General features: G+C 57.6%; 6 protein-coding genes. 2 read left to right on the top strand and 4 right to left on the bottom strand.

Annotated elements, in window-relative coordinates:
- Together AC2VNK_RS02090 and AC2VNK_RS02085 are read left to right on the top strand one after the other, a co-directional pair.
- The coding region (locus AC2VNK_RS02090; RefSeq protein WP_486882631.1) for an aminopeptidase N C-terminal domain-containing protein at positions 1-826 on the top strand (826 nt) is incomplete at its 5' end.
- Between the two features lie 35 nt (positions 827-861).
- Complete coding sequence (locus AC2VNK_RS02085) at positions 862-1203, top strand: hypothetical protein (RefSeq protein WP_291524190.1); 342 nt, start codon at positions 862-864, stop codon at positions 1201-1203.
- Between the two features lie 12 nt (positions 1204-1215).
- Here the strand turns inward: AC2VNK_RS02085 and AC2VNK_RS02080 are convergent, their stop codons facing one another.
- The 4 genes from AC2VNK_RS02080 to folD are packed head-to-tail and all read right to left on the bottom strand — an operon-like array spanning position 1216 to position 6285.
- The gene (locus tag AC2VNK_RS02080; protein ID WP_486882630.1) at positions 1216-2685 is read right to left on the bottom strand and encodes a CYTH and CHAD domain-containing protein; all 1470 of its coding nucleotides are present in this window, start codon (positions 2683-2685) and stop codon (positions 1216-1218) included.
- Entirely contained in the window at positions 2669-3307 is a 639-nt protein-coding gene (locus AC2VNK_RS02075) for a ParA family protein (RefSeq protein ID WP_291524186.1), read from the bottom strand. The genes AC2VNK_RS02080 and AC2VNK_RS02075 overlap by 17 nt, the downstream gene beginning before the upstream one ends.
- A 12-nt stretch (positions 3308-3319) precedes the next feature.
- Positions 3320-5425 carry a polyphosphate kinase 1 gene (gene ppk1, locus AC2VNK_RS02070; protein ID WP_486882629.1) on the bottom strand — a complete coding sequence of 702 codons (2106 nt, stop codon included), beginning with the start codon at positions 5423-5425 and terminating at the stop codon, positions 3320-3322.
- Positions 5422-6285 carry a bifunctional methylenetetrahydrofolate dehydrogenase/methenyltetrahydrofolate cyclohydrolase FolD gene (folD, locus tag AC2VNK_RS02065; RefSeq protein WP_291524181.1) on the bottom strand — a complete coding sequence of 288 codons (864 nt, stop codon included), beginning with the start codon at positions 6283-6285 and terminating at the stop codon, positions 5422-5424. Before folD ends, ppk1 begins: the two co-directional genes overlap by 4 nt.
- Positions 6286-6490 lie beyond the last annotated feature (205 nt).

Genomic DNA, 6490 nt, shown 5'->3' with positions numbered 1-6490 from the left:
GGCAACGTTGGCTGACCGTCAGGCGGACCCTGCCTTCCGCGCCGAGCTGCTGGCTCTCCCCAGTGAGGATTACATCGGCGAACAGATGCCGGTAGTCGCCGTTGAGGCCATCCACCGCGCCCGTGACGGGCTGATGCGTGCTATCGGCGCGCAGTTCGCGAATGAATGGATGGACCTGTATCACGATCTTGCTGCCGTCTATCAGCGCGACGGGTTGTCTATCGGCCGCCGACGTCTGCGCAATCTGGCCCTGAGTTACCTCATCGCTAGTGAGAGCGGCAGCCACGAGGAGATGACCCTGTACGCTCGCCAGCAATATGCGCAGGCCGACAACATGACCGACCGGTTGGCGGCGTTCCAGTTGCTGGCGCAACACCCGCACCATGACGCCGAGGATATCCTGCTCGACTTTTACCGAAAGTGGCACGAATACCCGCTGGTAATTGATAAGTGGTTTGCCGTACAAGCTGCCGCGCCACGTCCTCAAACCTTGCGTCAGGCAGAACATCTGCTGGTGCATCCCGCTTTCGACTGGCGGGTGCCCAACCGGGTGCGTGCAATACTCGGTGCTTTTGCCGCTAATCCCACGGTTTTCCATGCAGCGGACGGTTCCGGTTATACCTTCTATGCCGAGCAAATCCGCCGTCTGGATGACCTTAACCCGCAGACGGCGGCGCGCCTGGCGACGCCCCTCAGCCGCTGGCAGCGCTATGATGCCCCCCGTCAGCAGGCGATGGGTGCAGCCTTGAAAATGCTGGCTAGCAAGCCCGGGCTTTCCCGCGATCTGGCAGAAGTCATACAGCGTTCCCATCCCGGTAAAGATTGAATATATTCACCATAACTCCCAAGGAGACTGAAAATATGGCTATAGATCGTCAACGCGCCCTCGCCAGAGCGCTCACCCTGCAACAGGAAAAAGGCCTGGATGCCGCGACTATTGCGGTTGCGGAGCAGTTAAGTGGCAAGGCGAATCTTACGCTCGGCGAGGCGGTCAGCGCTCTGGGTAATAATCAGATCGCCGAGGTGGCTGGTTTCTTGAGTGAGAGTATGAACTGTCAGCAACTGGAGCAGGTGTGCGACGCGGGTTCCTATGATCGTGAACAAGCGCGCGAGTGGGCAGTGACCGAGCCGCAATATTGCCTGGCCCACGAAATTGCCTTGATTAGTCATATGATCGAACGCAAGCGGGATGGGCTGGATTAAATACTGAGGGAGTTAGCCCCACGGCCGTGGGGTGTTCTCCAGCCGCTCCCAATACTTGGAGAATTTTTTGCGTTGTCTGCTCTCGCGGGCATGGAGATAGCCCATCAGCATCCCCGCACTAAAGGCGAGTCCGTGCTTGCGGCTGGTAGCCAGCCCCGCCAGATGCTGTCCTGCCATGTCGGCATCATGTACAGCACCAGAGATTTCCTGCAAGGCGGAAAGCATTTTGAGTAGTGCTTTGCTGTCTTTGCTGGGCCACATATCGCCAAGTACCAGAATCACATAGCGCCAGTTCTTGATGCGAATGCGCAAGGCGTGAAAGCTGGCGGCAGTCTTGGCCGCATCTCCCGCAGCCATTAATCGGCGATCCTGACGTCGCAAATGCATTTCCACGTAGTCCTGTAAGTCTTGGTCACTGTGTAGCGCTGCGCGCAGCAGCAGTGCCCAAAGCTTCAGGATCGCGGCGGCGACCTGGCCGAGCTGTGCATGCGTGGTCTCGGCTTGGGCGCTTAGCCATCTGCGCAGGGGGGGTATCTCGGTGCCTGTTTCGGTGGCCAATGCCTCCCAATAAGTGGCGAGTACTTCATGGTCACGCCGTATATTTTGCTGATGAAACCAGTCCGCCAATTCCTGACGGGCACCGCCGAGACGCTTGTCAGGATCCAGGGTTCGGCAGAAACGCAGCAGGGCGCGCAAGCTGCGGACGGTTTTGCGCAACTGATGAAAGGTTTCCGGGCTGTTGCCAGCGCAATGCTGTCTGGCGGCGGTGAGTGCCTGCTGAATTTGCTGGATCAGCAGGCGGCTGAGTGCCTTCCCGGCGTTTTCGTGGTGGCGTAGCGGTGGCGTTTTGTCCCGCATCGCACTGGCATCGGCCGGTATCAGTCCGGCGAGACGCAAGCCCCGGAACATCTTGCTCTCCCCATCGGGCAGCAGTGGCAGATCACGGCACAGCTCCGCGCCCATCTCCAATACCGAGGCAGCCTCTCCTGTTACCAGCTCCAACTCTACTTCGAGAATCGGTTCGCGCAAGCCGTTGGCAACGATTTCTCCACGATCCAGTGCGACCAGTATCTGGCTGCCATCCGCGCGATCCACCCGACTTTCCAGCCGTTCAAAACGGGTTTCGAGAACGACTTGCATGGCCGAATCCAAAAAGGGTGCCAGTAACGCTGCAGCATCCGTGTCAGTAAATACCCGAAGATCCGCTCTGGCGGAGGAAACGGTGACGTTCCATTCGGGACGCTGATGCAATCCGCCAGCGGATTGGCCTTCGGCCTTGAGAGTGGCTACCCACTCTTTCCCTTCCCGACGCACGCGGTAGGCTAGCCTGGCGCGCTGCAAGACACCATCACGGCTATCATAGTAGAGAGCGTGAAGCTGCAAGGGGGGTGCTGTGCCCAGCGCCAGCAGGGGATGTTGGCAAATCTTTTCCCAGGCGGCAGGGGAAGGATCGAGTATCTGTAGTTTAAGCTCTTGTTCCATGTCCCCTCTCCGTTACAAAACGCAGGATCCGCGCCCATTGCGGTAACTCCGCACGAGTTTCTGCAGCCCGCAAATCCGCTATGCCCGCGCCCAGTTGCGCCGCCCGCACATAAAGCTCGCTATCGCGCAGGGTGGCCACCACCGGCAACTGCAAATCTGCCAGAAACGTTTGCAGATGCTGTCCACCCTTGGTACGTGCATTCACGCGGTTGGCAATAACGCCCATGCGCACTTTACCCTTACGAAAACGTTTAATCTCATCCAGTTTCTCCAGGAAAAGACGGCTGGCGTCCATATCGAAAGAAGAGGGACCGATGGGTACCAGCAGCGCCTCCACCTTGTCCAGCATGTCTTCCAGGCGCCCTTTTTTCAGACCAGCAGGGGCATCAAAGACGATGAAATCACTCGGCGGATAATCGCGGAAATCCCGGTCAGCATCGGCAATGACGGACAGCTTTGGTAAGTGCTCCGACCGCCGCTCGGCCCAGGTGCTGGACGAGTGCTGCGGATCCAGGTCAGCGAGAAGTACCGAGCCGCGCAGTGCCAGCAAACTGGCGAGGTTGGTGGCGACCGTCGTTTTTCCGGCACCCCCCTTACTGTTGAGCACCAGAACCCGGATCACGACGAAATCCTGTCACACATGGTGACTAGTCCTCTCATAGTGTTCCAGTAAGCGGTCCTGAGCCGATTTACAGGTGGCATCCGGGGTCTTACGCAAAAAATCATAGACACCATCGGCACGCATGGCCCAAGCGTTACAATCGTCCTCCAAGTATAGCTGAAGGGTTTCCCTGAGTACGCGTGCGCGCAAGTCGGGGTCGAGAATGGGTACCGCCACTTCCAGGCGGCGAAAGAGATTGCGTCCCATCCAGTCGGCACTGGATATCCAAAGCTTGGAATGTCCGTCATTCCCGAAGTAATAGACGCGGCTGTGTTCGAGAAAACGACCGACAATGGAACGTACCCGGATATGCTCAGAGACGCCCGGTATGCCGGGACGTAAGGCACAGGCGCCGCGTACCACCAGGTCGATTTCTACTCCAGCTTGGGAGGCCCGGTATAGGGCGCGAATCAGGTCTGGCTCGACCAGCGCATTCACCCGCGCGATGATGCGGCCTTTCACGCCGTGCCGGGTCTCCGTCTCAATGGCATCACGTATCCCGCTGAACATCGTAAAGGGACTTTGCAGCAGGCAACGGAGTTGCGGCGCCTTGCCCATACCGGTGATGTGCATGAACAGGTCATTCATGTCCGCCGTGATATCAGGATTTGCGGTGAGCAGGCTGAGATCGGTATAAATCCGCGCATTGCGGGGATGATAATTGCCGGTACCCAGATGCCCGTAGAGGCGGATACCATCCTCTTCACGGCGCAAGACCAGGATCATCTTGGCATGCACCTTGTGGTTGACCACGCCGTATACAACCTGCACACCCACCTCTTCCAGGCGCTCCGCCATCCGGATATTATTGGCTTCGTCAAAGCGGGCCTTGAGCTCGACCACGGCAGTGACCTGTTTGCCCGCCATCGCCGCTTCTATCAGTGCATCAATGATAGGAGAGTCCGGGGTGGTGCGGTACAACGTCTGCTTGATACCGATGACCTGCGGATCATTGGCCGCCTGGCGGAGAAAATCCAGCACCGGATTGAAGCTCTGGTATGGGTGATGGAGGAGAATGGGTGCCTCGTGGAGTTGCGCAAATATGTTTTCCGGGCGCATACAGACTGAGGGCATGCCGGGTACAAAGGGCGGGAAGAGCAGGTCGGGGCGAGGAACCATGTCGATGATGGCTGCCAGCCGTGACAGATTCACGGGCCCCAGCAGCGAATAAAGATTATCCTCACCAAGATCAAAATGCTTCAAGAGATAGTCGACCACCTCGCGCGGACAGTTATTGGCGACTTCCAGCCGTACTGCCTCGCCAAAAGGGCGCATTGGCAATTCATCAGCGAGCGCATCGAGGAGATTATCCACCTCCTCCTCATCCACGAAGAGTTCGCTGTTGCGGGTTACCCGGAACTGATAAAAGCCCTGAATGGCCAGGCCCGGAAAGAGTGTTTGCACATGCTCGTGAATGATAGAAGAGAGAAACACGAAATCATGCGGGCCGGCCAGATGCGCTGGAATCTGGATGATACGCGATAGTATCCGCGGCGCCTGCACAATGGCGATGGGGCTGTGCCGCCCATAGGCGTCCTGACCCTCCAGGACGATGGCGAAATTCAGCCCCTTATTCTGTACCTTGGGAAAGGGATGGGCTGGGTCAAGGCTCAGGGGCGTGAGCAGAGGCAGGACTTCACTCTGAAAATAACTGCTGATCCAGCGTCTTTGCGCTGCCCGCCACTCGCGTCGGCGCAACAGACGGACATTCTCTTTGGCCAGGGCGGGTAGCAGTCGTTGGTTCAGGCAGCGATACTGTGCAGAGATAATTTCGTGGGCCATTCTGGCCACTGCTTCAATTTCGAGATTAGGTCCGAGCATATCCGGCCCCGAGGGGCCAGCGCCGAATTTGCGCCGCTGCAGAAGCCCTGCCATGCGGACTTCAAAAAATTCGTCCAGATTGTTGGAAACAATGGTCAGATAACGTAAACGCTCCAGCAGTGGCACGTGTGGATCATCTGCCAGTGCGAGTACCCGCCGGTTAAATTCGAGGATGCTGAGATCGCGGTTGAAATAGAGATCGGGATTGTCCAGAGGGGGCGCCGCATCAGATTTTTGCTGGGCAGGTGTCTCAGTCACGTGCTTATCCCCATGCGTTGCTCTGCCGCAATCAGGGTGTTCTGCAAGAGTGTGACTACCGTCATGGGTCCGACCCCACCGGGGACCGGAGTGATCCACGCCGCACGTTGCTCCGCACCAGCAAAGTCCACATCGCCGGTGAGACGCCCATCCGGAAGACGGTTAATTCCTACATCAATGACCACTGCTCCCTCACGAATCCACTCGCCGGGTATCAGTCCCGGTTTACCTGCCGCCGCGACGAGCAGTTCGGCGCGTCCCACATGGGCTGCGAGATCGCGGGTGAAGCGGTGGCAGACGGTCACCGTCGCCCCGGCCAGGAGGAGTTCCAGCGCCATGGGCCGCCCGACAATATTGGATGCGCCGACAATCACCGCTTCTTTCCCCCTGACCTTTATGCCGGTTTCCTGAAGCAAGGTCATGATACCGGCGGGCGTACAGGAGCGCAGCAGTGGCGCGCGCAGCGCAAGGCGGCCTACATTATAGGGGTGAAAACCATCGACATCCTTTTCGACGGCAATGGCCTCAATGATTTCTTCAGGATCAAAGTGCGACGGAAGGGGCAACTGTACCAGGATGCCATCCACGGCATTATTAGCGTTTAGTTCGGTAATATGAGACAGAAGTTGTTGTGGCGTGCTGTCTGCAGGAAGATTGGCAGAAAAAGAGCGGATGCCCACTGAAGCACAGGTATCCCGCTTTTTCTGCACATAGACCTGAGACGCAGGATCGGCCCCGACCAGTACTACCGCAAGACCAGGGGAGCGTCCATAACGCTGGAGAAAAGCCTGACTGCGATGGGTGACATCCGCCTGTATTTTTTTAGCTATGGCTTTGCCATCAATGCGTTGTGCAGTCACCAGGACCTCTTTGCTAAGGTCTCAATGCTCGGGAAGAATTCATGACCCATGAAAAATTTACCTGTGTGCGAACAGCGAGCAGGCCAACCCAGCAGAGGGCGGCAAATCGGATGTTTCTCAAAAAAGACCAGCGAGAATGTTCACTGATATTCTTCTGGCCACCTTCCGTCTTGTCAAGCTAAAAAAGCCGGGACCCCGATAAGCG

The organism is Acidithiobacillus sp. TH-A35 (genome assembly GCF_057473505.1).
This window is presented reverse-complemented; position numbering and strand designations above follow the sequence as displayed.